Raw genomic sequence first — 22846 nt, forward strand, 5'->3', positions numbered from 1 at the left:
GACCGCTCATCGTCCGCCGAACCGGCCGCCGAGGACGGCGACGCAGGCGGCCCGGCGGCGCGGGTCGTCCGGGAAGCGGCGGGCGCACTCGGACCGCACCCACGGCGGCACGCCCGGCCGCGGCCTGGCCTTCGGCCGCTTCGAGGGCCGCGAGCGCGGCCGCCGGTGGACGGCGCGACGCTTCCGCGGCGGAGCCGCCCGGGTACGGCGCGGTTTCGCGGACTCCGTTGGTTTCGGCTTGACGCTAGCGCGTCCCGGTTCCACCTCGCCGCCCTTCGGGGCGGGCGGCGGCGCCGGGGCCGACGACGGTGTGACCGCGTCCGGCGCGGCGGGACGGACGGGAGCCGGGCGGCCCGCCGCCCCGTGCACGGTGACGAGCACGGCGGCGAGCAGCCCCGCGCCCAGGACGGCCGCGACCGCCGCCGCCACGGCCGTCCGGAGCGGTGGACGGCGGCGCGGCGGCCTCGGCCCGGCCCGGGTGTACCCGGCGGGCGGAACCTTCGACGAAAGACGCACCCACCGATGGTCACGCTCCGCATCCGAGCGGACACGCAGAAACGCCGCGACCGTTGCCGCCTCGATACCTCCCGGGCGACCCGCCACGCCTCTCAGCGTCCGGTGAGCAACTCCACCACGGGCGCGAACTCCTCCATGAACGCCGACGAGACGGACACGTACGACACGCCCAGTTCGTCGCGCCGCCGGGCGAGCGTGTCGGCCATCTCCCGCGGCGTCCCGGAAAGCATCGCGATCGCCTTCGCCGACGCCAGATCCGCCGAGTCCACCCCCATCTGCCGCGCCATCCGCTCCGGGACGTCGTCGCCGACGACATGGACCTGGGTGCAGAGTTCCAGGTCGTCGAACCGCTCCCCCGCCGCCTCGCGGACGATGTCGACCAGCCCGCGCAGCCGCGCGTCGTCGGTGAGCGGCGGGACGCCGAACGCGACGGTGTCCGCCCGCCGCGCGGCGAGCCCCAGCATCCGGGGACGGGACCCGGCGACGAGCACGCGCGGCGGCAGTCCCGTCCCGGCGTAGAGGCCCTCCGGGGGGTGCGCGACCGTGTCGATCACCTGCTCCACGCGGGCGAGCCGCTCGGCGGGCGAGCCGTGGGGGACGCCGAACAGCTCCGCGTCCCGCTCACCGCCGGGACGTCCCGCGCCGATCCCGAGCTCGAACCGGTCGCCGGTGGCGAACGCCATCGAGGCGGCCTCCCAGGCGATCACGTTCGGCGGACGGGTCGCCGCGGACAGCACGAACGTGCCGAGGCGCAGCGTCGTCGTCGCGCCCGCCGCCGCGGCGAGCGCCGCCGCGGGCATCACCGAGCCGGACGTGTCGGGCGTCAGCAGCGTCGAGTAGCCGAGCTCCTCCGCGCGCCGCGCCTGCGCCGTCCACGCGGCGCCGTCCCGCGCGCCCCACGCCATCACCGCGAACCGGAACCGTCGATCCCCCATGGCCGTGCCCTCCGTCGCCGTCGGATGCTCCGGCTCCATTTGAGTGAGGGCTCACTCAAATGTCAAGGAAGCCCCTCAGCGGGTGGGCGCGACGGTGAAGCGGCGGAGGCTCAGGGCAGGGTTCGTCTTCCGGACGGCCGCGATCCGCTCGGGCGACACCTCGGCGGACGCCACGCCCGTCCCGTCGCCCAGCCCGGCCGCCACCACGCCCATCGGGTCGACGACCATGCTGTTCCCGGCGCCGGTCGGGGCGCACTGCCCGGCGGCGGCGACGTAGACGGTGTTCTCGATCGCGCGGGCCCGGACGAGCGTCCGCCAGTGGTCCTCCTTCAGCGGGCCCGGCACCCAGTCGGCGGGCAGCGCGAGGACGTCGGCGCCGGCGTCCACGATCCGCCGCGTCACCTCCGGGAACCGGACGTCGTAGCAGGTCTGCATGCCGAACGTGACGCCCTCGACCGCGAACGTCTCCGGCTCCCCGATCTCGCCGGGGCGGACCACCTCCGACTCCGTGTACCCGAACGCGTCGTACAGGTGGAGCTTGCGGTACTCGGCGACGACATCTCCGCCGGGGCCGATGGCGAGGAGCGTGTTGGAGATGCGGTCGGGGTCGTCCAACCGCTCGTTGACGCCCGCGACGAGGTGGACGCCGAGCCGGGTCGCCAGCTCCGCGAGCCCGGTGGTGAACGGGCCGTCGAGCGGCTCGGCCGAGTCCAGGAACCGCCGGTCGAGTTTCGGCGCGGTGAACATGGCGAACTCGGGCAACACGACGACCGCCGCGCCCCGTCCGGCCGCCTCGCCCGCGAGCTTGCCGATCGTCGCGAGGTTCTCGTCCTTGTTCACGCCCGGCGCGAACTGCGCCACCGCGACCTGCACCATGCGCATGCCTCCCTGTGTCAGAGCCGGTCGACGGCGGTCACGCGGACGACCGCCTCGCCCTCCTGGTCCGAGCCCGCGAGGTCGACCTCGGCGCTGATCCCCCAGTCGTGGTGGCCCTCGGGGTCGTCGAACACCTGCCGGACCCGCCACAGCGCGTCCTCGGGGACCTCCTCGATCTGGAGGAGCTTCGGGCCGCGCGCGTCGGGTCCGGTGAGCAGCTCGTCATGCTCGGCGAAGTACCCGTCCATGGCGTCCGCCCACCCGGCCGCGCCGAAGTCCGGGTCGAGGTCGCCGAGCTCCGCGTACTTCTCCAGCGCCGCCAGCTCCACGCGGCGGAACATCGCGTTGCGCACCAGCACCCGGAACGCCCGCGCGTTCGCCGTCACCTTCGTGACCCGCTCCTGGATCGGCTCGTCCAGTTCCTCGTCGGTGGGGTTCGCGAGCTGCTCCCACTCGTCCAGGAGGCTGGAGTCGACCTGCCGGACCAGCTCGCCCAGCCACTCGATCAGGTCGATCAGGTCGTCCGTCTTGATCGACTCCGGGACGGTCTGCTGCAGCGCCTTGTACGCGCCCGACAGGTACCGCAGGACGAGCCCCTCCGCCCGCGCCAGCTCGTAGAACGAGATGTACTCGGTGAACGTCATCGCGCGCTCGAACATGTCGCGCACCACCGACTTCGGGCGCAGCGGATGGTCGCCGACCCACGGATGGCCCGCCCGGTAGATCCCGTACGCGGCGTCGAGTTCCTCCTCCAGCGGCTTCGGGTGGTCGACCTCCTGGAGCAGTTCCATCCGCTCCTCGTACTCGATGCCCTCCGCCTTCATCTCCTGGACGGCCTCGCCCCGCGCCTTGTTGACCTGCGCCGCGAGGATCTGCCGCGGGTCCTCCAGGGTCGCCTCGATCACCGACAGGACGTCCAGCGCGTACGACGGCGACGCCGGGTCGAGGATCTCGAACGCCGCCAGCGCGAACGTCGACAGCGCCTGGTTGAGCGCGAAGTCCTCCTGGAGGTCGACGGTGATCCGCGCGTACCGGCCCAGCTCGTCGGGCTCGGCCAGCACCTCCACCACCCCGGCGGAGAGCAGCGACCGGTAGATCGCGATCGCCCGGGAGATGTGCCGGCGCCGCGCGGCCGGCTCCTCGTGGTTGTCGGTCAGCAGCCGCTTCATCGCCTGGAACGCGTTGCCCGGACGCGCGATCACCGACAGCAGCATCGCGTGGCTGACCTGGAACCGGGACCTCAGCATCTCCGGCTCGGCCTTCTGCAGCTTCGCGAAGACGTCCTCGTCCCAGCCGACGAACCCCTCCGGCGGCTTCTTCCGCTGCACCTTCCGGCGCTTCTTCGGGTCGTCGCCCGCCCGAGCCAGTGCTTTCTGGTTCTCGACGACGTGCTCGGGGGCCTGCGCGACGACGAAACCGACCGTGTCGAACCCGGCGCGTCCGGCGCGTCCGGCGATCTGGTGGAACTCGCGGGCGCGCAGCCGCCGCACCCGGTGCCCGTCGTACTTGCTCAGCGCGGTGAACACGACCGTGCGGATGGGGACGTTGACGCCGACTCCGAGGGTGTCCGTGCCGCAGATGACCTTGAGCAGCCCGGCCTGCGCGAGCCGCTCCACGAGGCGCCGGTACTTCGGCAGCATCCCCGCGTGGTGCACCCCGATCCCGTGCCGGACGAACCGCGACAGGTTCCGCCCGAACTTCGTCGTGAACCGGAAGCTCCCGATCAGCTCCGCGATCCGCGCCTTCTCCGCCTTGGTGCACACGTTGACGCTCATCAGCGACTGCGCCCGCTCGATCGCCGCCGCCTGCGTGAAGTGCACCAGGTAGATCGGCGCCTTCTGCTCGGCGAGCAACTCCTCGATCGTCTCGTGCAGCGGCGTCACCCGGTAGTCGTAGATCAGCGGGACGGGCCGCTCCGCCGACGTGACCAGCGCGGTCTGGCGTCCCGTCCGCCGCGTCAGGTCCTTCTGGAAGAACGAGACGTCGCCGAGCGTGGCCGACATCAGCAGGAACTGCGTCTGCGGCAGTTCGAGCAGCGGGATCTGCCACGCCCAGCCGCGCTCGGGCTCGGCGTAGAAGTGGAACTCGTCCATGACGACCACGCCGATGTCGGCGTCGGCGCCGTCCCTGAGCGCGATGTTGGCGAGCACCTCGGCGGTGCAGCACACGATGGGCGCGTCCGCGTTGACGCTGGCGTCGCCGGTCATCATGCCGACGTTGTCGCGCCCGAACATCTCGCAAAGGTCGAAGAACTTCTCCGACACCAGCGCCTTGATCGGCGCGGTGTAGAAGCCGACCTTGTCATGGCCCAGCGCCGCGAACAGCGCGCCCGCCGCCACCAGGCTCTTGCCCGACCCGGTCGGCGTGGACAGGATCACGTTCGCCCCGGATACGACCTCGATGAGTGCTTCCTCCTGTGCGGGATACAACGTGATCCCGCGTCCCGACACCCACCGTTCGAACGCCTCGAACAGCGAATCGGCGTCGGCGTCGTTTCCAGTGGGAAGCTCATCGATAAGGCTCACCCCTCCATCCTGCCCCCGTTCGCGCACTGCCGCGTCACCGCCTCCTCACGGTGAGCGCGGTGACGGCCCCGACAGCGGCCGCCACCACGTTCAGCACCCCGCCGATCACCGGCGCCAACTCCACGATCGTCTGCATGATCCCTGCTCCCGTCGTCGTGCTGACGAGAGCACCGTGCGCCGGACGCACGGCCGGTGGATGTGCGCTTGCGTGACGCGTGGTGTGCGCTCCGCGGAAGGTGCAGTTGACCTGGTGGTTCGCGGTGGGAGGCGGTACGCGGGCGCACGCTTCGGGTCACACCAGGGCGTGGCCGTACTCGGCTGCGAGGGGCGCGAGATCGGGCTCCCCGAACGTCTCGCGCATGGTTTGGAAGGCAGTGACCTTGTCCTCGCCGTACCGCCTCACATGCAGGGCGAACGAGTCAGCCGACACGAACCTCGGCGGGACGGTCTTGCTGTGGAACTTGTCCGCGTACATGACGATCCGCTCTTCGTCGGACTCGGCCACGTAGTCGCCCTTGGGGAGCGGAAGACGCTGACTCTCGATGTCGTCGGCGGTGAGGCCCATCCCGGTGTGATGGGAGCAGAACCGGCAGATCTCCTCGGGAAACCCTTCGTCGCTCAGGAGTTCGTGCCCCAGGACGCCATGCCGGACGTACCGCTTGTGGTCAAGCTCGCCGGTGATGTCGTACAGGCGGTAGACACCGATGTCGTGCAACAGGCACCCGGCCCGGACGAGGTCTTTGTTCACATTCAGCCCGTCGACGACCTGCTCGGCGATCCGGCACACGATGACGCAGTGCGTCCAGACGAGATCGAACGCCTGCGGGCTCGGCGCATACCGCTCATGCAAGGCCTGGACCTCGCCGTCCCCCGGAATCCACACCTGCGGCAGCCTACGCTCTGGGCAGCCTGCGCAGCGCTTGCGCGACCATCTCGTCCAGCGGCAGGCAATTCACCCCCAGCCATCTCAACCTCTCCGCAGCGTCCCGGACGCTCATGTCGAGTTTGTGCGCCACCCGGATCACCCGTTGCAGCGGGAGTGGGTGGTCATTCGCGGCCGGCCACAACCTGCCACAATTTTTCAGCAGGCCAGCGTCTTTGGTGACTTCAGATTCCAGGACGCCGTCGGGAACAGAGAACCCGCAGGCCGCGAGCCAGTCCACAGCCTCCTGCACCCCGATTTCGAGTTCTTCTGAGAACCTCACCACGTGTGCAGGCAAAAGCCGGGCATCGGCCGCCCGTTTCAACGAATTGCGAAGAAAACTCGAAAGAATGGCGAAACTAGGATGATCCGCTAGTTTCAGCTCCTCGGACGTCGGCACACCGAAGCCGTATTCGCGTAGGCGGCCGACCAATTCGGACGGCTCTATTTCCATTTCGGCGCTCAGAATATGCACGAAGTGCAGCGGAACGTCCTCCCCGGCCGAGCGCCAGGGCATCCCGCCATCGCCGCGACGGCTGAGCAGCTTCAGATCACCCAGGGCCCTACGGACTGGATAGACCGCAGGCAGCGGAACGCCGTAGCCCGCAAGCCGCGCGGCAACCTCCGACATTGGGAGATCGAGCTCGACGGCCGCGTTGAGCAAATGTGCCGGCGCCAACGGCGCGGTCGCGTCGAAATGGTCACGCTCCTCCGGACCAAGCCTCCAGCGAAACAATTCCCAATCCTTACGGGTCGGGAAATCAGGCAATGCGAGGGTGTCCACACGGAAGCCGTAGTCGATCAGTCTCGCGGAGACGTCGGGAACAGAGACACCCAGCAGGACGGCGCATTTGATCAGATGGCTCGCCGGGATCGAAGAGCCGTCCTCGATAGGGCTTTCGCTCACCCAGTACAGCAGTTGGAGGTCCGTCGGCTGAAGCGGGAGGGGCGGATCGAATCTCGGTCGCACGGGGAATCCGTAGTGGTCGAGACGCCGTCGCAATTCCGCCACACTGACGCCGTGCTGGAGGGCCACCGCCACGAGATGACCGATGGGAACGGTCTGCGTCCTCCTCCACCAAGCAGAGCCGCCGTCTCCGTCGAAGCTGAGCAATGCCAGATCCAGGCTGGAGTCGTCGCCGTGGTCCGGGAACCGGTCCGGGTCGATCTCATGGACGCCCAAGTCCACCGCACGGCGCGCGACCTCTCTCGGCGAGGCGCCGGTGAGCATGGCCGTCTCGACCACGTGGCCTGGAAACGACCGCACCTCCTCCCCATCCCACATCAGTCTTCCGCCTAGCTCCACCAGGCCTGTGGAGGGTCCGTTCGCGAATAGCAGGGCGTCGGACGGTCTCGCGCGACGCACGGCTCCGAGGTCGCCCAATCCCAGTTCGGCCAGCCGCGGCCGCAACCGATGGGCGGCCATGCGCCAAAGGAGCACATGATCGGGAACGTCCCCGTCGAAGTTTCGTCCCCACAGCCCATCGAACTGGAACTCGCGCGGCTCCGGCGTGGCGGGGATGTCGCCGTCCAGGACGAGATGGGAATCCTGCAGAAAGAACCCGACGCTCGCGGCGTCCAATTTGCCCGTCCTCATGGCGATGGACGCCCCGGATTCGGCGGCCGCCTCACTGACGAGGTCGGCCAGTCGCGGGTTCTCCTGGACGACGGCGCTCAACCAGCGCACGTTGAGCAGGCGGTGTCCCGCTGAAACCAGCTCGGCCGCCGCCGACCTCAGCAGTTCCTCGGCCTCCCCGGATACGTCGGAAAGGACGCTCCTGCGGTCGACGGACAGTCGCTCGGGCGCGTATCGACCGGCGAGATTGACGACGGCGCCGCGCAGGCTCCCCCCGCCGGGGCCCGCGAAGACCCCCCGGGCGAGGGTCGGCTTCACGAGGATTCCGTCGACCAGGAGTCCCCCGCCCTTCTCGCACCAGACGACGTGGCTGCCCCCCGCGCCCGTCCACGGCACGAGTTCGCCGTGGACGTCGAGCCCGTCGAACTCCCAAGACGGCCTCACGCGGGGCTTCAGAACGCCGGGCTTCCAAGTTTCGCGTGCGGTCCCGTGCTCGGCCACCGTGTGGAATTCGGCGATGCCGAGGAGGCGGCGGAGTTCCTCGACGCAGGACGGGGACTCCTCGCCATCGCGCAGGTAGAGCTTCACGGATGTGCCTGGAGAACGATCGCCCGGCACGTGCTCTATGCGGAACAGATGGCCGGGACCGAAGATCGACACCTTCAATGTCGGATGCGGGCGGTGGCCCCGGTCCAGGGGCCGGGTGACGACCTCGATCTCGTCGGCGATCATGAAGTAGCTGAGGACGCCGATGCCGAAACGGCTGTTGGCGTGGAACGGGATGGGTGGGTCGGCCTTCTTCCAGTCGGCCGACTCGACCAGGAACTCGGTGGTGTCGGTGAAGCGGGCACCGGCCTGCGAGAAGACCTCCGTGAGGACGGACTCCGTCATCCCGATGCCGTTGTCCCGGCATTCGAGGTAGGCACGGCCGTTCTCGTCCACGCCCTGGGTGAAGTGGATGCGGCCTTCCCACTCGTCCAGCCAGTCGCCTCGGCTTCGGTAGGCATGGCGGGCCCGGCGGTAGCGGCATGCGTCCAACGCGTTCTGGTACAGCTCGCGAATGGCGAGGCCGCGATCCTGGTAGAGCTGCTCGCCCATCAGCAGGTCTTGGACGCGGCGCTCGTTCAGGCGGAACCGGCTGACGCGCTGAAAGAGTAGGCGGCCCTCTTCGTCGGTTCCGGGCCGGACGTCGTCGGCGGACGCGCGGGACGGCAGCCGCGTGAGGACCTGCATTGTGGAATGGTCGCCGCACCCCTGCCGGATGGTGTGCAGAAGGGCGTCGACCTGGTTCGCGTATTGGCGCAGCCCTTCGAGTTCGGCGGCGTGATGGCAGTCGGCGCGCAGGACGAGGCAGTCCGACTGGAGCACCCATTTCGCCCGGGACGACGCCGTTTTCTCAAGCTCGCCCAGCTCCACCGGATGCGGGATGCCGAGGTGCCGCACCACGATGTCCGGGAGGCGGACGAGGTCGAGCGTCAGCGCGTAGGCGACCGTGAGGACCTGTCCGATCAGCAGTTCCCGCACACGCTGCTCATGCGGTTCCCCGGCGAACAGGACGGTCTCGAACTGCGGCGCGTTCTTCCGCTCGGTGTCGCCGAGTTCGGAGAGGTCAAGGCGCAGCGCGGCCAGGAATCGTTGGACGGTCTTCGCGTCGAGCACCTCGTCCCGCATGCGGTGGTCGGCGATCTCGATGCCGCTGAGCAGTTCGTGCACCGCGCCCAGGACGTAAGCCTGCGGAAACCGCGCTACCCAGCGATGGAACAGCCACCAGCCGATCTCCGTGGTGGCCGGGGCGCGGTCCGGCAAGGTCCGGGCATGCGCGCGGTCGACCAGTTCGCGCTGCCCTGCAAGAAAGGTCTCGTAGTCGCGCCGCGCTTCCTCGCCGCCCTCCACGCTGAGGTCGAGCGGGCCGATGTCGCGAAGTCCGGCGAGCGTCTTGACCATATGGGTGTGGTGCAGCAGCGGAACCAGCACCAGGAGCGCGGCCTCGGCCGGGGAGAGGTCGCGCAGGAAATCCGCGAGCGGGGTGCGCAGCAGCCAATCCGTCCGTTTGGCGAAACGGACGGCCAGTTCGGCATCGAGCCAGGGGTCGTCGTCCAATACCGCTTCGGCCGTGCCGCTCAGCCGTCCCAGGCGTTCGGCGATTTCGATGGTCGCGTCCCGGAAGGCGGAGGCGTCGCGCTGTGCGTCGACCAGTTCCCAGGCGATGTGCTCGGAGACGTGATCAGCCCACGGAGACGGCGTGACCGTTTTCGCGACAGGCACCTGGCCGTACAGTCCGACGGCCGCGCGTACGTCGTCCTCTCCCCCGCCTAACGCCCGGACCAGTAAGAACACCTGCTGGTCGTCGACCGGCCGTCGCCGTCCGCGGAGAAGGTCGTTGACCCGTGACGCCGAGGCCAGGTTCATGGCGGCGGCGATTTCACGGAGGCTCTTCCCGCCGTTGTCCCGGTGGACGCCGTCGAGGAGTTCCAGCAGCCGCCGGTACGGCCCGTCCTCCGGCCATGCCGTGCGATCGATCCGGTGCCCGCCCGCCACGTCCGCCTCCCGTCGCCGCCCCCGAAACGTATCTACACCGCCCGTAGAGCGACCCACCACCCGAATCACGCGACGGCCGGTTAGGGACGGGCTGCTCGGCAACAACCCGCTGGAACGCACAGACTGGGAAGGGGAACGGCATGAGCAAGAAGGACGAAGAACCCGGAGCCAGTTCAGGTCTGGAGGACCAGCCGCATGAGCGCGTCGTCCCCGGCACCGACAGCGCTGAGGAGGGCTACGAGTCGGACGCCGAGGGCGGCACCCGTGAAGGCAACCCGATCGCGGGCGTCGAGCGTGACCCCGACGACGAACCGTGACGCGATACGCCGACGTCGTGGCGGTTTCCGGGCGTCCGGGCGGAGCGGCGCCGGACGCCCGGAGCCGTCAGCCGGTCACTTCGGTGCGGTCGCCGCCCCAGAGGGTGTGGAACGAGCCGTCGCGGTCGACACGCCGGTACGTGTGGGCGCCGAAGTAGTCGCGTTGGGCCTGGGTGAGGGCCGCTGGGAGGCGGTCGGCGCGGAGCGAGTCGTAATAGGCCAGGGCCGTGGAGAAGCCGGGCACCGGGATGCCGAGCCGTGCGGCCGTGCCGACGACCTCGCGCCAGGCGTCCTGGGCGTCGCCGAGCGCCTCGGTGAAGTGGGCGTCGGTGAGCAGGGTGGGCGTCTCCGGGTCGGCCTGGTAGGCGGCGCGGATGCGGTCCAGGAAGCGGGCGCGGATGATGCAGCCGCCGCGCCAGATCGCGGCCATCGCGCCGAGGTCGATGTCCCAGCCGTACTCGGCGCTGCCCGCCTGGATCTGGTGGAAGCCCTGCGCGTACGCGACGATCTTGGAGGCGTAGAGCGCCTTCTCCACCGCGTCCGCGAGGCCGGAGCCCGCGACGGGGCCGCGTGCCGGACCCGGGAGGTTCTGGGCGGCCTCGCGCAGACCCGCGTGCCCCGAGACAGACCGCGCGAACACCGCCTCCGCGATGCCGCTCACCGGAACGCCCAGGTCGAGCGCGGTCTGGACGGTCCAGCGACCGGTCCCCTTCTGCTCGGCCTGGTCGAGGACGACGTCCACGAAGGGGCGTCCGGTGGCGACGTCGGTGTGCGCGAGGACCTCGGCGGTGATCTCGATCAGGTACGACTCCAGGCGGCCGGTGTTCCACGTCCGGAACACCTCGGCGATCTCGGCGGGCGCGAGCCCGGCGGCGTGCCGGAGCAGGTCGTACGACTCGGCGATCAGCTGCATGTCGGCGTACTCGATGCCGTTGTGCACCATCTTCACGAAGTGCCCGGCGCCGTCCGGGCCTACGTGGGTGCAGCAGGGCGTCCCGTCGACCTTGGCGGCGATGTCCTCCAGGAGGGGGCCGAGCGCGGTGTAGGACTCGGCGGACCCGCCCGGCATGATGCTCGGGCCGTGCAGCGCGCCCTCCTCGCCGCCGGAGATGCCGGTGCCGACGAAGTGGATGCCGCGCTCGCGCAGCGCTGCCTCCCGGCGGCGGGTGTCGGTGAAGTTGGCGTTGCCGCCGTCCACGATCATGTCGCCGGGGTCCAGCAGCGGCGCGAACTCGTCGATCACGGCGTCGGTCGGGCCGCCCGCCTTCACCATGATCACCAAACGGCGGGGCCGCTCCAGCGCGGCGACGAACGCCTCCGGCGTGTCGGCGGGTATGAAAGTTCCCTCGCCGCCGAACTCCTCCACCAGCGCCTTCGTCCTCGCGGAAGTGCGGTTGTGCAGGGCCACGGAGTGCCCGTGCCGAGCCAGGTTGCGGGCCAGGTTCCGCCCCATCACGGCGAGGCCCGTGACCCCGATACGCGCCATTTCCATTGGCTCGGTCCTCCTCGTATGCCACCCTGATCAAGGGGTTGTACGCATGGCATGATCCCCCCGTTCGAGCGGGCGACACCGCTGGTGTGCACGGTGCGGCCGAGTTGGGCGGGACGCGTTTGCGTGTCTCTTCGATGGTGACATTGGCCAGGGGGTTTGGATGCTGGGACTGCCGGACGAGGCGGCTGCGTGCCTCTTCGATCTGGACGGGGTACTGACCCGCACGGCTGCGGTCCACGCCGCCGCCTGGAAGGAGATGTTCGACGGCTACCTGCGTGAGCGCGCCCGGCGCACCGGCGAGCCCTTCACCGAGTTCGACGCGGTGAAGGACTACGGCCGGTACGTCGACGGCAAGAAGCGCGAGGACGGCACGCGCTCCTTCCTGGAATCGCGCGGCATCGAGCTGCCCGAGGGCGGTCCGGACGACCCGCCCGAGGCGGAGACCGTGCGGGGGCTCGGCAACCGCAAGAACGCGCTCGTCCTGAAGATCATCGAGGAGCGCGGCGTCGAGACCTTCGACGGCTCCATCGACTACGTGCGCGCGGCGCGCGCGGCGGGGCTGCGGACGGCGGTGGTGTCGTCCAGCGCCAACACCGTCCAGGTGCTGCGGACGGTCGGCATCACCGACCTGTTCGACGCGCGGGTCGACGGCGTCGTCGCGGCCGAGCGGCGGCTGCCGGGCAAACCGGCCCCCGACATGTTCATCGAGGGCGCCCGCGAGGTGGGCGTCCAGGCGGCGCAGGCCGTCGTGTTCGAGGACGCGCTCGCCGGCGTCCAGGCAGGCCGCGCGGGCGGCTTCGCCTACGTGGTCGGAGTCAACCGGGTCGACGGGGCGCACGCCGAGGCGCTCGCCGAGCACGGCGCCGACATCGTCGTCTCCGACCTGTCCGAGCTCCTGGAGGACAAGTGACCAACGCGGACGGGCAACTCGCGGCCGACAGGCCCGTGTTCACGGTGGAGCCGTGGTGCGTGCGGGAGCCCGAGCTCCGGCTCGACCGGCTGGCGCAGACCGAGTCGGTGTTCGCGCTGTCGAACGGGCACGTCGGGATGCGCGGCAACCTCGACGAGGGCGAGCCGCACGGGCTGCCGGGCACCTACCTGAACTCCTTCTACGAGCAGCGTCCGCTGCCGCACGCGGAGACGGCCTACGGCTACCCCGAGTCGGGGCAGACGGTCATCAACGTCACCAACGGCAAGGTGATCCGGCTGCTGGTGGACGACGAGCCGTTCGACGTCCGGTACGGGCGCGTCCACCACCACGAGCGGGTGCTGGACATGCGGGCGGGGACGCTCACCCGGCACGTGGAGTGGACGTCCCCCGCCGACAAGACCATCAGGGTGACGTCCGTCCGGATGGTGTCGCTGACGCAGCGCGCCGTCGCGGCGATCTGCTACGAGGTCGAGCCCGTCGATGGAGCGGTCCGGGTCGTCGCGCAGTCCGAGCTCGTGACCAACGAGGCGCTGCCCGGCGGCGGCAAGGACCCGCGCGCCTCCGCCATCCTGGACTGCCCCCTCGTCAGCGAGGAGCACGTCGCCAACGGCACGAAGGTGCTGCTCCTGCACCGGACGCGGCGCAGCGGCCTGCGGATGGCGGCGGGCATGTCGCACGACATCGAGGGCCCGAAGTCGATGGCGATCGACACCGAGAGCTCCGCCGACGTGGGACGGCTGACGGTCGCGACGCGGCTGGAGCCGGGGCAGAAGCTCCGGATCGTGAAGTACCTCTCCTACGGGTGGTCGAGCCGCAGGTCCCGTCCGGCGCTGCACGACCAGGTGGTCGGGGCGCTCGCGGGCGCGCGGCAGACCGGCTGGGACGGCCTGCTCACCGAGCAGCGCGAGTACCTGGACGACTTCTGGGAGGGCGCGGACGTCGAGGTCGAGGGCGACGCCGAGATCCAGCAGGCGGTCCGGTTCGGGCTGTTCCACGTCCTGCAGGCGGGCGCGCGCGCGGAGCGCCGGATGATCCCGGCCAAGGGTCTGACGGGCCCCGGCTACGACGGCCACACGTTCTGGGACACCGAGACCTTCGTCCTGCCGGTGCTGACCTACACGTCGCCGGGCGCGGCGGCGGACGCGCTGGCCTGGCGGCACATGACGCTGCCGCTCGCCGTGGAGCGCGCCACGCAGCTCGGCCTTGAGGGCGCGACGTTCCCGTGGCGGACGATCCGCGGCCACGAATGCTCGGGGTACTGGCCCGCGGGCACGGCGGCGTTCCACATCAACGCCGACATCTCCGACGCGGTCGTCCGGTACGTGGACGCCACCGAGGACGTGCAGTTCGAGCGCGAGATCGGGCTCGACATCCTGGTGCAGACGGCGCGGCTGTGGCGGAGCCTCGGCCACCACGACGTCGGCGGCGTGTTCCGCATCGACGGCGTCACCGGCCCGGACGAGTACAGCGCGGTCGTCGACAACAACGTCTACACGAACCTGATGGCGCGCCGGAACCTCCAGGAGGCCGCGGAGATGGCGATGCGCCATCCGGACGTGGCCGACCGCCTCGGCGTGGACGCCGAGGAGGCCGCGTCGTGGCGGGACGCGGCGGCCGCGATGCTGATCCCCTACGACGACCGGCTGGGCGTCCATCCGCAGAGTGAGGGGTTCACCAACCACGACCGGTGGGACTTCGCCGCCACCAAGCCCGACCACTACCCGCTGCTGCTGAACTTCCCGTACTTCGACCTGTACCGGAAGCAGGTGGTGAAGCAGGCCGACCTCGTCCTGGCGCTGCACCTGTGCGGGGACTCGTTCACCGACGAGCAGAAGGCCCGCGACTTCGCCTACTACGAGGGGCTGACCGTCCGCGACTCGTCGTTGTCGGCGCAGACGCAGGCGGTCGTGGCGGCGGAGGTCGGGCAGCTGGAGCTGGCGCACGACTACCTCGGCGAGACCGCCCTGATGGACCTGCACGACCTGAACCGCAACACCCGCGACGGGCTGCACATAGCGTCGATGGCGGGCGCGTGGAGCGGTCTCGTCGCCGGGTTCGGCGGGATGCGGGCGGGCTGCGGCGAGCTGCGGTTCGCGCCGCGGCTGCCGGGCGGCATCAGCCGGCTGGCGTTCCGGATGACGTACCGGGGCAGCCGGGTCCGGGTCAACGTCACCGGCGACTCGGCCCTCTACGAGCTGCTCGACGGCCCGTCGATCAAGCTGTCGCACCACGGCGAGGAGTTCACGCTCGCGGACGACCCCGTCGAGCTGCCGATCGAGCAGATCCCGGCGCGTCCGGCACCGGCGCAGCCCGCCGGGCGGGAGCCGCTGCCGCGCCGCATCGACCCGCACGGCCGCGACCCGCGCCGCCGCGGCTGAGGCTCGTCGCCGGGGGCGGTGGCGGTCAGCTCGCGCAGGCGCCGCAGCCGGGCGCGGACGCCGCCGCCCCCGCCGCCGGGCGGGACGCCGCCGGGCGGGACGAGGCGTCGTCCGCGCCGCGTCCGGCGAGGAGGCGGCGCGGCCCCGGCCCCTCGTCGCCGAGCCGGTCGTAGGGGTTGGCGAGCGCGCACTTGTTGATCGACAGGCAGCCGCAGCCGATGCAGTCGGTGAGGTCGTCGCGGAGCCGTTCGAGCTGGCGGATGCGGGCGTCGAGGTCGCCGCGCCAGTGCTCGGAGAGGCGCGCCCAGTCCTCGATGGTGGGCGTCCGCTCGCAGGGCAGGGTGGCGAGCGCGTCGCGGATCTCGCTGAGCGGGATCCCGACACGCTGCGCCACCTTGATGAACGACACGCGGCGCAGCGCGTCGCGGCTGAACCGCCGCTGGTTGCCCGCCGTGCGGCGGCTCGTGATCAGCCCCTTGGCCTCGTAGAAGTGCAGCGCCGAGACGGCCACGCCGCTGCGCTCGGCGAGCTGGCCGACGGTCAGTTCGTGCACCCGGTGCTCAAGCCGCGTCATGCCACGCACTTTATGCGAACCATGGCCCGTCCTGGGCTTTCAGTACTGGACGGCCGAGCCCGCCCCGCCGCGCCGCCCGGCCGTCCCGGCGAGCCGCCGCAGCCGGAACGCGGCGCCGACCATGGCCGCCCCGAACAGGATCGCGAACAGCCCGATCAGCCAGACGACCGCGAGCGCCCCGGACACCGGCCACACGAACAGCAGGATCCCGAACAGCACCGAGATCGCCCCGGTCAGCGCGTACGCCCATTCGCCCTGGAGTTCCCTGCGCAGCGCGATCGCCGCCACGATCTCCAGCACGCCGGTGGCGACCGCCCACGCGGCGATCAGCATCAGCAGGACGAACGCCGTGATGCCGGGCCAGACGAGCGCGGCGATGCCGAGCGCGATCCCGACCGCCCCCGCCACCAGCAGCACACCGCGCGGCGCGCCGGTCGTCCCCCGGACCGCCTGCGCCACCGCGATCACCCCGTCCACCAGCGCGTACGCGCCGAACAGGGCGACCAGCACAACCACCGTGATATCGGGCCACACCCACGCCACGATCCCGAACAGGATCGCGAACGCACCACGCACCGCGAGCACCCACCAGTGTCGCGCCATCAACTCGAACATGCGGCCTCCCCGAAACCGAGATTCCTCCCCATTTCAGCCGCTTTCCCCCACAAACAACGCCAAGCCCAAGGCCGGACTAGGCAAAACCGGGAACCCAAGCCCGGGCCACGGTTCGTGCGGCCTCCGGCGCTGGGGCGCCTCCGGCCGCACGAACCGCGGAGCGAGGGGCCGTTTTCCGAGAGCGAACGCGACTCGGGAAACGGCCCCTCGCGACCAACGGGGGTTCCAGGGGGTCGCCCCCTGGGCTAATCCAGACGGTGGACCAAGTCGTGGTACTCGTCCCAGAGGGCCTTCGGCATGTGGGTGCCGAACTTTTCGAAGTGTTCGGGGACGAGGGCTGCTTCCTGCTTCCAGACTTCGGTGTCGACGGAGAGCAGGGTGTCGAGGTCGGCGTCGTCGAGGGTGAGGCCGTCGGTGTCGAGGGCGTCCCTGGTCGGGAGGTGGCCGATCGGGGTCTTGACGGCGTCGGCGCGGCCGTTCAGGCGATCGACGATCCACTTCAGGACGCGGCTGTTCTCCCCGAAGCCGGGCCAGATGAACTTGCCGTCGGCGTTCTTGCGGAACCAGTTGACGTAGTAGATCCGCGGGAGTTTCTCCGGGTCGGTGGCCTTGCCGATGTCGAGCCAGTGGCCGAAGTAGTCGCCCATGTTGTAGCCGCAGAACGGCAGCATGGCGAACGGGTCGCGGCGCAGTTCGCCGACGGTGCCCTCGGCGGCGGCGGTCTTCTCGGACGCGACGTTCGCGCCGAGGAACACGCCCTGCTGCCAGTCGAAGGACTCGGTGACGAGCGGGACGGCCGACGCGCGCCGGCCGCCGAACAGGATCGCCGAGATCGGGACGCCCTTCGGGTCCTCCCACTCGTCCGCGATGATCGGGCACTGCCCGGCGGGAGTGGTGAAGCGGGCGTTCGGGTGCGCGGCCGGGGTGTCGGACGCGGGCGTCCAGTCGTCGCCCCGCCAGTCGGTGAGGTGCGCGGGCGGCTCGTCGGTGAGGCCCTCCCACCAGACGTCGCCGTCGTCGGTGAGCGCCACGTTCGTGAAGATGCTGTTGCCCCAGAGCGTCTTCACGGCGTTGGCGTTGGTGCTCTCGCCGGTGCCGGGCGCGACGCCGAAGAACCCGGCCTCGGGGTTGATCGCGTAGAGGCGGCCGTCGTCGCCGAACCGCATCCAGGCGATGTCGTCGCCGATCGTCTCGACCTTCCAGCCGGGGATGGTCGGCTCCAGCATGGCGAGGTTCGTCTTGCCGCAGGCGGACGGGAACGCGGCGGCGACGTAGCGGGTCGCGCCCTCCGGCGGCGTCAGCTTCAGGATGAGCATGTGCTCGGCCATCCAGCCCTCGTCGCGGGCCATGGTGGACGCGATCCGCAGCGCGTAGCACTTCTTGCCGAGCAGCGCGTTGCCGCCGTACCCGGACCCGTAGGACCAGATCTCCCGGGTCTCGGGGAAGTGGGTGATGTACTTGGTGGAGTTGCACGGCCACTTCACGTCGGCCTGGCCCGGCTCAAGCGGGGCGCCGACGGAGTGGACGGCCTTGACGAACGTCCCGCGCTCCTCGATGAGGCGCAGCGCGCCCGTGCCCATCCGCGTCATGATCCGCATCGACACCGCGACGTAGGCGGAGTCGGTGATCTCGACGCCGAGCTGGGAGATGTTGCCGCCCAGGGGGCCCATGCAGAAGGGCACCACGTACATGGTGCGGCCCTTCATGCAGCCGTCGAAGAGCCCGTCCAGGGTCGCGCGCATCTCGCCGGGAGCGACCCAGTTGTTGGTGGGACCGGCGTCCTCCTCCTTCTCGGAGCAGATGAACGTGCGGTCCTCGACGCGCGCCACGTCGGTCGGGTCGGACGCCGCGTGGAAGCTGTTCGGACGCTTGGCGGGGTCGAGCCGCGTGAGGGTGCCCTGGTCGACGAGGACGCCGGTCAGGCGCTCCCATTCCTCGTCCGAGCCGTCGCACCACTCGACGCGGTCGGGCTTCGTCAGCTCGGCGATCCCGCGTACCCACTCAGTAAGTTCGGTGTGGCCTGTAGGGGCCTGATCGAGGCCGGGGACCTGGTTGGACACGGGCAACTCCTTCAGCTGTTCGCAGGATGTTTGCATGATGAACAAGACCCGCTGTTTTTGCCATTTGGTCTGGACCAATCCCGTCCGCTTTTGGGGCATCGTGCCCGATTTTGTGACTGATATCACGCATGCCGGGAGATCGTCCGCACGGCCGGGTCACCCGTCTGCCAAGGCGTGCTCAAGCTGGGTAAACGTGGGTCTCCGTAGCCTTGACCGCGGCCCAAATCTCGCTGCCCTCCGACAATTGGAGTTCCGCGACGGCGGCCGGAGTGACTTCCGCGACGGCGTCGAAAGGCGGCCCGGACAGTTGCACCCGGACGCGGTCCCCCTGGCGTTCGATCGCGGCGACGCGGGCGCGCCACAGGTTGCGGGGGCTGCCGTCCGGGCGCGCCCGGTACAGCGCGACGGCGGCGGGCGCGAAGGCGAGGAACACCTCGCCGTCGAGCGGGTCGGCGGTGTCGAGGGTGGCGGCGCCGTCCGCGACCGCGACGCGGCCCGCGTCCGCGCGGCCCCGGTACAGGTTCAGGCCGACCAGGCGCGCGACGTAGCCGGTGCGGGGACGGCGCGCGACCTCGGCGGGCGTCCCCTGCTGGACGAGCCGCCCGCCCTCCACGACGACGATGCGGTCGGCGAGCACCATCGCGTCCAGCGGGTCGTGCGTGACGAGCACGGCCGCTCCGGAGAACCCGGCGAGGTGGCGGCGCAGCGCGGCGCGGATCTCCAGCCGGGTGTGCGCGTCGAGGGCGGCGAGCGGCTCGTCCAGGAGCAGCAGGCCCGGCTCGACGGCGAGCGCCCGCGCGAGGGCGACGCGCTGCGCCTGCCCGCCCGACAGCGCCCGCGGCCGGACCGACGCGAACTCAGCGAGCCCCACGCGGTCGAGCCATTCGGCGGCGATCCGGCGGGCGGCGCGGCGTCCGGCGCCCTGGCAGCGCGGGCCGAACGCGACGTTCTCCAGCGCGCTGAGGTGCGGGAACAGCAGGTAGTCCTGGAACACCATGCCGATGCCGCGCCGGTCGGGCGGCAGCGGGCGCAGGTCGTCGCCGTCCACCCGGACGTGCCCGCCCGCCATCGGGACGAGCCCGGCCAGCGCCCGCAGCGCGGTGCTCTTGCCCGCCCCGTTCGGGCCGAGCAGCGCGACCACCTCGCCGGGCGCGGCGGCGAGCGCGAGGTCGAGGTCGAACGCGGCGCGCCGCACGACGAGCCGCGCGTCCAGCCCCGTTCTCATGTGCCCGTGTTCATGTGGACGTGCTCACCCACCGGTCGCGGAGCGCGGCGAGGACGGCGACCGACACCGCCAGCAGGACGAGGCTCAGCACGATCGCGGCCTGCGGGTCGGTCTCCAGCGCGAGGTAGACGGCGAGCGGCATCGTCTGCGTCCGGCCGGGGAAGTTGCCCGCGAACGTGATCGTCGCGCCGAACTCGCCGAGCGCCCGCGCCCAGCACAGCACCGCCCCGGCCGCGACGCCGGGCGCGACGAGCGGCAGCGTGACCCGGCGGAAGATCGTCCAGCGGCTCGCGCCGAGGGTGGCGGCGGCCTCCTCGTAGCGCAGGTCCGCGGCGCGCAGCGCGCCCTCGACGCTGATCACCAGGAACGGCATGGCCACGAACGTCTCGGCGAGGACGACGCCGGCGGTGGTGAACGGGAGCGTGATCCCGAACCAGGCGTCCAGGTGCGCGCCGACGAGGCCGCGGCGGCCGAGCACGAGCAGCAGCGCCACGCCGCCGACCACCGGCGGCAGCACCAGCGGCACCGTCACCAGCGCCCGGACGATCCGCACGCCCGGGAACGGCGCCCGCGCGAGCGTCCACGCCAGCGGGACGCCGAACAGCACGCACAGGCAGGTCGCGAGGGTCGCGCTGAGCAGGGACAGGCGCAGCGCGTCCAGCACCTGGTCCTGCGCGAGGCGGGTGCCGAGCGTCGTCCACGGCGCGCGGACGAGCAGCCCCGCGAGCGGCAGCACCAGGAACGCGAGCCCGACCAGCGCGGGCGCCACCAGGACCAGCGGCGGCCGCGGGGACTCGGGCGCCCGCCTCACGGCGCCTCGAAGCCCGCCCGGGTCAGCGCGTCCCGGCCCCGGGGGCCGAGCACCAGCCCGATGAACTCCTTCGCCAGCGCGGAATGCGGCGCCTTCGCGACCTCCACGATCGGATAGTCGTTGATCGCCTGCGCGGACTCGGGGAACTCGATCCCCTTGACCTTGCCGCTCGCCGCCCTGGCGTCGGTGCGGTAGACGAGCCCGGCGTCGGCCTCGTCCAGGGACACCTTGGTCAGGACGGCCTTCACGTCCTGCTCCCGCGACGCGGGCTCGACCTCGACCCCGGCCGCGCCGAGCGCCTTCTCGGCCGCCGCCCCGCACGGCACCTGCACCGCGCACAGGACGACCTTGAGCCCCGGCCGCGACAGATCCGCGAGCTTGCGCACCTTGCCCGGGTCGTTCTCCGGGACGGCGATCACCAGGCGGTTCCTCGTGAAGACCTGGGGCGTCCCGGCGGCGTCGCCGCCGTCCGTCACCGTCTTCATCGTGGCGGGGCTCGCGGCGGCGAACACGTCCGCCGGGGCGCCCTGCGTGATCTGCTGCGCGAGCGTCGAACTCCCGCCGAAGCCGAACCTGACCTTCACGCCCGGATGCGCGGCCTCGAACACCTTGCCGAGCGCGCCGAACGTCTCGGTGAGCGAGGCGGCGGCGAACACCGTCAGCGTGCCGCCCCTCCCCGCCGTCCCGGTCTTCCCGGACGCCCCGCCGTCGTCGACGTCGCCGCAGCCCGCGGCGGCCGCGAGCAGCAGGGCGGCGGACGCCGCCGCCGTGATCGTCTTGAGCACGGTCCCTCCCTCGGTCCGGCAGCCCGTGGTTCGGCGGCCTTCAGTCCGGCAGCTCGACGACGACGTTCGTGGACTTCACGACGGCCTCGGCGACCACCCCGACGCGCAGGCCGAGGTCGTCCGCCGCCTCCCGGCTCATCAGCGACACGACGCGGAACGGGCCCGCCTGGATCTCCACCTGGGCCATCACGCCGTCGCGGACGACGTCCGTCACGATCCCCCGCAGCCGGTTCCGCGCCGAGGAGAACCGCGCGCCCTGGTCGGACGGGCCGCTCCCGCGCGCCTGGTCGCGGACGAACGCGGCCAGCTCGGCGCCCGGCACCCGGCGGTGCCCGAGCTCGTCGCGGGACGCGGGGAGGCGCCCGCCGTCCACCCAGCGCCGGACGGTGTCCGCGCTGACCCCGAGCAGCGCCGCCGCCTCACTGATCTTGAACGTCGTCACGCCGCCCAGCGTAACGAACCGCAGATACCAGGAGAAGACGGGTACAGGTGGAGAAACTGCTAGCCAACGGGATCGGTGTCTCTCGCAGCCGCGATAGTGCCGCCCGCGCCGTCGCCGTCGAGGAGCACCTCGGCGATCATGCCGAGGGCGGCGTGGTCGACGAGCCGCTCCCGCCTGATCCGGCCGAACGCCGACACCTCGACGTAGGTGCGCTCGCCGTCCGCCGCGACCCCCTGCGGTCCGGACGACCGCAGCGCCGCCAGCTCGGCGCCGGTGACCTCGGCGGAGAACAGGTGCGCCCGGTGCGCGGACAGCGTCGCGTTCACCTGCCGCGGCCCGTGCTCGCGCAGCCGCGCCGCGTCCAGCAGCAGGCCGGTCTCCTCCGCGACCTCGGCGAGCGCGACCTCGGACGGCGTGCCCGGCCCGGACCCGCCCGGCAGCTCGTGGACGAACCCGTTCACGCACGGGCTGCGGAACTCCCTGACGAGCACGACCTCCGTCTCGTCGAGCGTCCGGCCGGGGCGGTGCAGGACGACGGCGGAGACGTCCGCCCGGCCGATGACGACCTCGTTGTCCTTGACCCGGTCCTCGGAGGCGACGTGCATCCGGACGTGCAGGCCCCAGAGCATGCCGAACCGGAACACCACCCGCGCGCCGACCAGCGCGTTCCCCGCGCTCCGCTGGCCCGCGTACCAGCTCTGGAACGACGCGTCCCGCCACAGCAGCAGCGGGACCTCCCGCTCGCCGCCCGCCCGCGACGCACCGGCGCCGATCCGGTCGAGGGCCGCCGCGACCGTCCCGCCGATGTCGGACGCCGTCGGCACGCCCGACTTGGCCGCGTAGTGCAGCAGGTAGCGGTTCTTCGGCGCGTCCGGCGGGGCGCCGAAGACGGCGCGCCCGCTGTCGTGCCACATCCCCCACTCGACGTTCGTCGTGAACGCGGGCAACGTGTCCAGGTCGCGGGGGACATAGAACACCACCTCGTCGGACAGGTGCAGGCAGCGCTCCTCCCAGTCGACCTGGCCCGTGTAGTCGTCGTGGACGCCGTGCCGGTGCTCGGGCACGAACACGGCCAGCCGCCCCGGCCCGCGCCAGCGCTCGCGCAGCGCGGCGACCGCGTCCGGACGCCACGACGCCACGTCCGCCGAGCGGGGCGTCGGCCCGGCGAGGAAGACGGCGGCGTCCCAGCGGTCCGGGGGCTCCTCGCGCGCGTAGACGACGGTGACCTCGGCCCTCGCGCCGAATCCGGATTCCATGACGTGGCTCCTCTCGTCCGGCCCGTGTGGAGTGGTCCGGTGAGGGTAAAGGGGGACTCAAATCAGAATCAC

General features: G+C 71.4%; 18 protein-coding genes. 3 read left to right on the forward strand and 15 right to left on the reverse strand.

The annotated features are described in order from the left end of the window. Positions 1 to 6: 6 nt before the first annotated feature. From FXF68_RS42430 to FXF68_RS18605, 6 genes are all read right to left on the reverse strand, one after another. On the reverse strand, positions 7 to 516 hold the full coding sequence (locus FXF68_RS42430; protein WP_187438009.1) for a hypothetical protein: 510 nt from the start codon (positions 514 to 516) through the stop codon (positions 7 to 9). A gap of 92 nt (positions 517 to 608) precedes the next feature. Beyond that, entirely contained in the window at positions 609 to 1451 is an 843-nt protein-coding gene (locus FXF68_RS18585) for an LLM class flavin-dependent oxidoreductase (protein WP_148760949.1), read from the reverse strand. 75 nt (positions 1452 to 1526) lie between these two features. Further along, positions 1527 to 2327 (reverse strand): carbon-nitrogen hydrolase family protein, encoded by an 801-nt coding sequence (locus tag FXF68_RS18590; RefSeq protein WP_148762302.1) that lies wholly within the window; start codon positions 2325 to 2327, stop codon positions 1527 to 1529. Between the two features lie 17 nt (positions 2328 to 2344). After that, complete coding sequence (locus tag FXF68_RS18595; protein ID WP_148760951.1) at positions 2345 to 4852, reverse strand: DEAD/DEAH box helicase; 2508 nt, start codon at positions 4850 to 4852, stop codon at positions 2345 to 2347. 292 nt (positions 4853 to 5144) lie between these two features. Next, the gene (locus tag FXF68_RS18600; RefSeq protein WP_148760953.1) at positions 5145 to 5735 is read right to left on the reverse strand and encodes an HD domain-containing protein; all 591 of its coding nucleotides are present in this window, start codon (positions 5733 to 5735) and stop codon (positions 5145 to 5147) included. A gap of 10 nt (positions 5736 to 5745) precedes the next feature. Continuing rightward, positions 5746 to 9888 carry a wHTH domain-containing protein gene (locus FXF68_RS18605; protein WP_148760955.1) on the reverse strand — a complete coding sequence of 1381 codons (4143 nt, stop codon included), beginning with the start codon at positions 9886 to 9888 and terminating at the stop codon, positions 5746 to 5748. A 140-nt stretch (positions 9889 to 10028) separates the two neighbouring features. On the opposite strand from FXF68_RS18605, the gene FXF68_RS42435 reads away from it, so the two are divergent. Next, positions 10029 to 10205 (forward strand): hypothetical protein, encoded by a 177-nt coding sequence (locus tag FXF68_RS42435; RefSeq protein ID WP_187438010.1) that lies wholly within the window; start codon positions 10029 to 10031, stop codon positions 10203 to 10205. A gap of 67 nt (positions 10206 to 10272) precedes the next feature. On the opposite strand, the gene gndA is transcribed toward FXF68_RS42435, so the two are convergent. Next, complete coding sequence (gndA, locus tag FXF68_RS18610; RefSeq protein WP_148760957.1) at positions 10273 to 11697, reverse strand: NADP-dependent phosphogluconate dehydrogenase; 1425 nt, start codon at positions 11695 to 11697, stop codon at positions 10273 to 10275. Between the two features lie 160 nt (positions 11698 to 11857). On the opposite strand from gndA, the gene FXF68_RS18615 reads away from it, so the two are divergent. Both FXF68_RS18615 and FXF68_RS18620 read left to right on the forward strand, forming a co-directional pair. Next, a complete protein-coding gene (locus FXF68_RS18615) occupies positions 11858 to 12607 on the forward strand; it encodes an HAD family hydrolase (protein ID WP_148760959.1) in 750 nt (249 codons plus the stop codon). After that, positions 12604 to 15006 carry a glycoside hydrolase family 65 protein gene (locus FXF68_RS18620; protein WP_148760961.1) on the forward strand — a complete coding sequence of 801 codons (2403 nt, stop codon included), beginning with the start codon at positions 12604 to 12606 and terminating at the stop codon, positions 15004 to 15006. The genes FXF68_RS18615 and FXF68_RS18620 overlap by 4 nt, the downstream gene beginning before the upstream one ends. Positions 15007 to 15031: 25 nt before the next feature. Here FXF68_RS18620 and soxR read toward each other — a convergent pair whose 3' ends face one another. From soxR to FXF68_RS42440, 8 genes are all read right to left on the reverse strand, one after another. After that, the gene (gene soxR / locus FXF68_RS18625; RefSeq protein ID WP_148760963.1) at positions 15032 to 15580 is read right to left on the reverse strand and encodes a redox-sensitive transcriptional activator SoxR; all 549 of its coding nucleotides are present in this window, start codon (positions 15578 to 15580) and stop codon (positions 15032 to 15034) included. Between the two features lie 39 nt (positions 15581 to 15619). After that, positions 15620 to 16195, reverse strand: coding sequence for an HdeD family acid-resistance protein (locus tag FXF68_RS18630; RefSeq protein WP_148760965.1), 576 nt, complete (start codon positions 16193 to 16195; stop codon positions 15620 to 15622). 245 nt (positions 16196 to 16440) lie between these two features. After that, positions 16441 to 18255, reverse strand: a complete 1815-nt coding sequence (locus FXF68_RS18635; RefSeq protein ID WP_246178794.1) for a phosphoenolpyruvate carboxykinase (GTP) — start codon at positions 18253 to 18255, stop codon at positions 16441 to 16443. Between the two features lie 178 nt (positions 18256 to 18433). Beyond that, a complete protein-coding gene (locus FXF68_RS18640) occupies positions 18434 to 19480 on the reverse strand; it encodes an ABC transporter ATP-binding protein (protein ID WP_148760969.1) in 1047 nt (348 codons plus the stop codon). A gap of 10 nt (positions 19481 to 19490) precedes the next feature. Next, on the reverse strand, positions 19491 to 20291 hold the full coding sequence (gene modB, locus FXF68_RS18645; protein WP_148760971.1) for a molybdate ABC transporter permease subunit: 801 nt from the start codon (positions 20289 to 20291) through the stop codon (positions 19491 to 19493). Then, positions 20288 to 21076, reverse strand: a complete 789-nt coding sequence (gene modA, locus FXF68_RS18650; RefSeq protein ID WP_222870011.1) for a molybdate ABC transporter substrate-binding protein — start codon at positions 21074 to 21076, stop codon at positions 20288 to 20290. Before modA ends, modB begins: the two co-directional genes overlap by 4 nt. A gap of 40 nt (positions 21077 to 21116) precedes the next feature. Then, positions 21117 to 21518, reverse strand: a complete 402-nt coding sequence (locus FXF68_RS18655) for a TOBE domain-containing protein (RefSeq protein WP_148760973.1) — start codon at positions 21516 to 21518, stop codon at positions 21117 to 21119. Between the two features lie 59 nt (positions 21519 to 21577). After that, positions 21578 to 22774 carry a nucleoside 2-deoxyribosyltransferase domain-containing protein gene (locus FXF68_RS42440; RefSeq protein WP_187438011.1) on the reverse strand — a complete coding sequence of 399 codons (1197 nt, stop codon included), beginning with the start codon at positions 22772 to 22774 and terminating at the stop codon, positions 21578 to 21580. Positions 22775 to 22846: the final 72 nt, after the last annotated feature.

The sequence above is a fragment of the Actinomadura decatromicini genome (genome assembly GCF_008121305.1).
In the GTDB taxonomy this organism is placed as follows: domain Bacteria; phylum Actinomycetota; class Actinomycetes; order Streptosporangiales; family Streptosporangiaceae; genus Spirillospora; species Spirillospora syzygii.

Bases quoted from the DNA above. Each gene is read 5' to 3' on its own strand.
- FXF68_RS18585 (WP_148760949.1), bottom strand. From the start codon at position 1,451: ATGGGGGATCGACGGTTCCGGTTCGCGGTGATGGCGTGGGGCGCGCGG.
- FXF68_RS18590 (WP_148762302.1), bottom strand. From the start codon at position 2,327: ATGGTGCAGGTCGCGGTGGCGCAGTTCGCGCCGGGCGTGAACAAGGAC.
- FXF68_RS42435 (WP_187438010.1), top strand. From the start codon at position 10,029: ATGAGCAAGAAGGACGAAGAACCCGGAGCCAGTTCAGGTCTGGAGGAC.
- gndA (WP_148760957.1), bottom strand. From the start codon at position 11,697: ATGGAAATGGCGCGTATCGGGGTCACGGGCCTCGCCGTGATGGGGCGG.
- FXF68_RS18615 (WP_148760959.1), top strand. From the start codon at position 11,858: ATGCTGGGACTGCCGGACGAGGCGGCTGCGTGCCTCTTCGATCTGGAC.
- soxR (WP_148760963.1), bottom strand. From the start codon at position 15,580: ATGACGCGGCTTGAGCACCGGGTGCACGAACTGACCGTCGGCCAGCTC.
- FXF68_RS18630 (WP_148760965.1), bottom strand. From the start codon at position 16,195: ATGTTCGAGTTGATGGCGCGACACTGGTGGGTGCTCGCGGTGCGTGGT.
- FXF68_RS18640 (WP_148760969.1), bottom strand. From the start codon at position 19,480: ATGAGAACGGGGCTGGACGCGCGGCTCGTCGTGCGGCGCGCCGCGTTC.
- FXF68_RS42440 (WP_187438011.1), bottom strand. From the start codon at position 22,774: ATGGAATCCGGATTCGGCGCGAGGGCCGAGGTCACCGTCGTCTACGCG.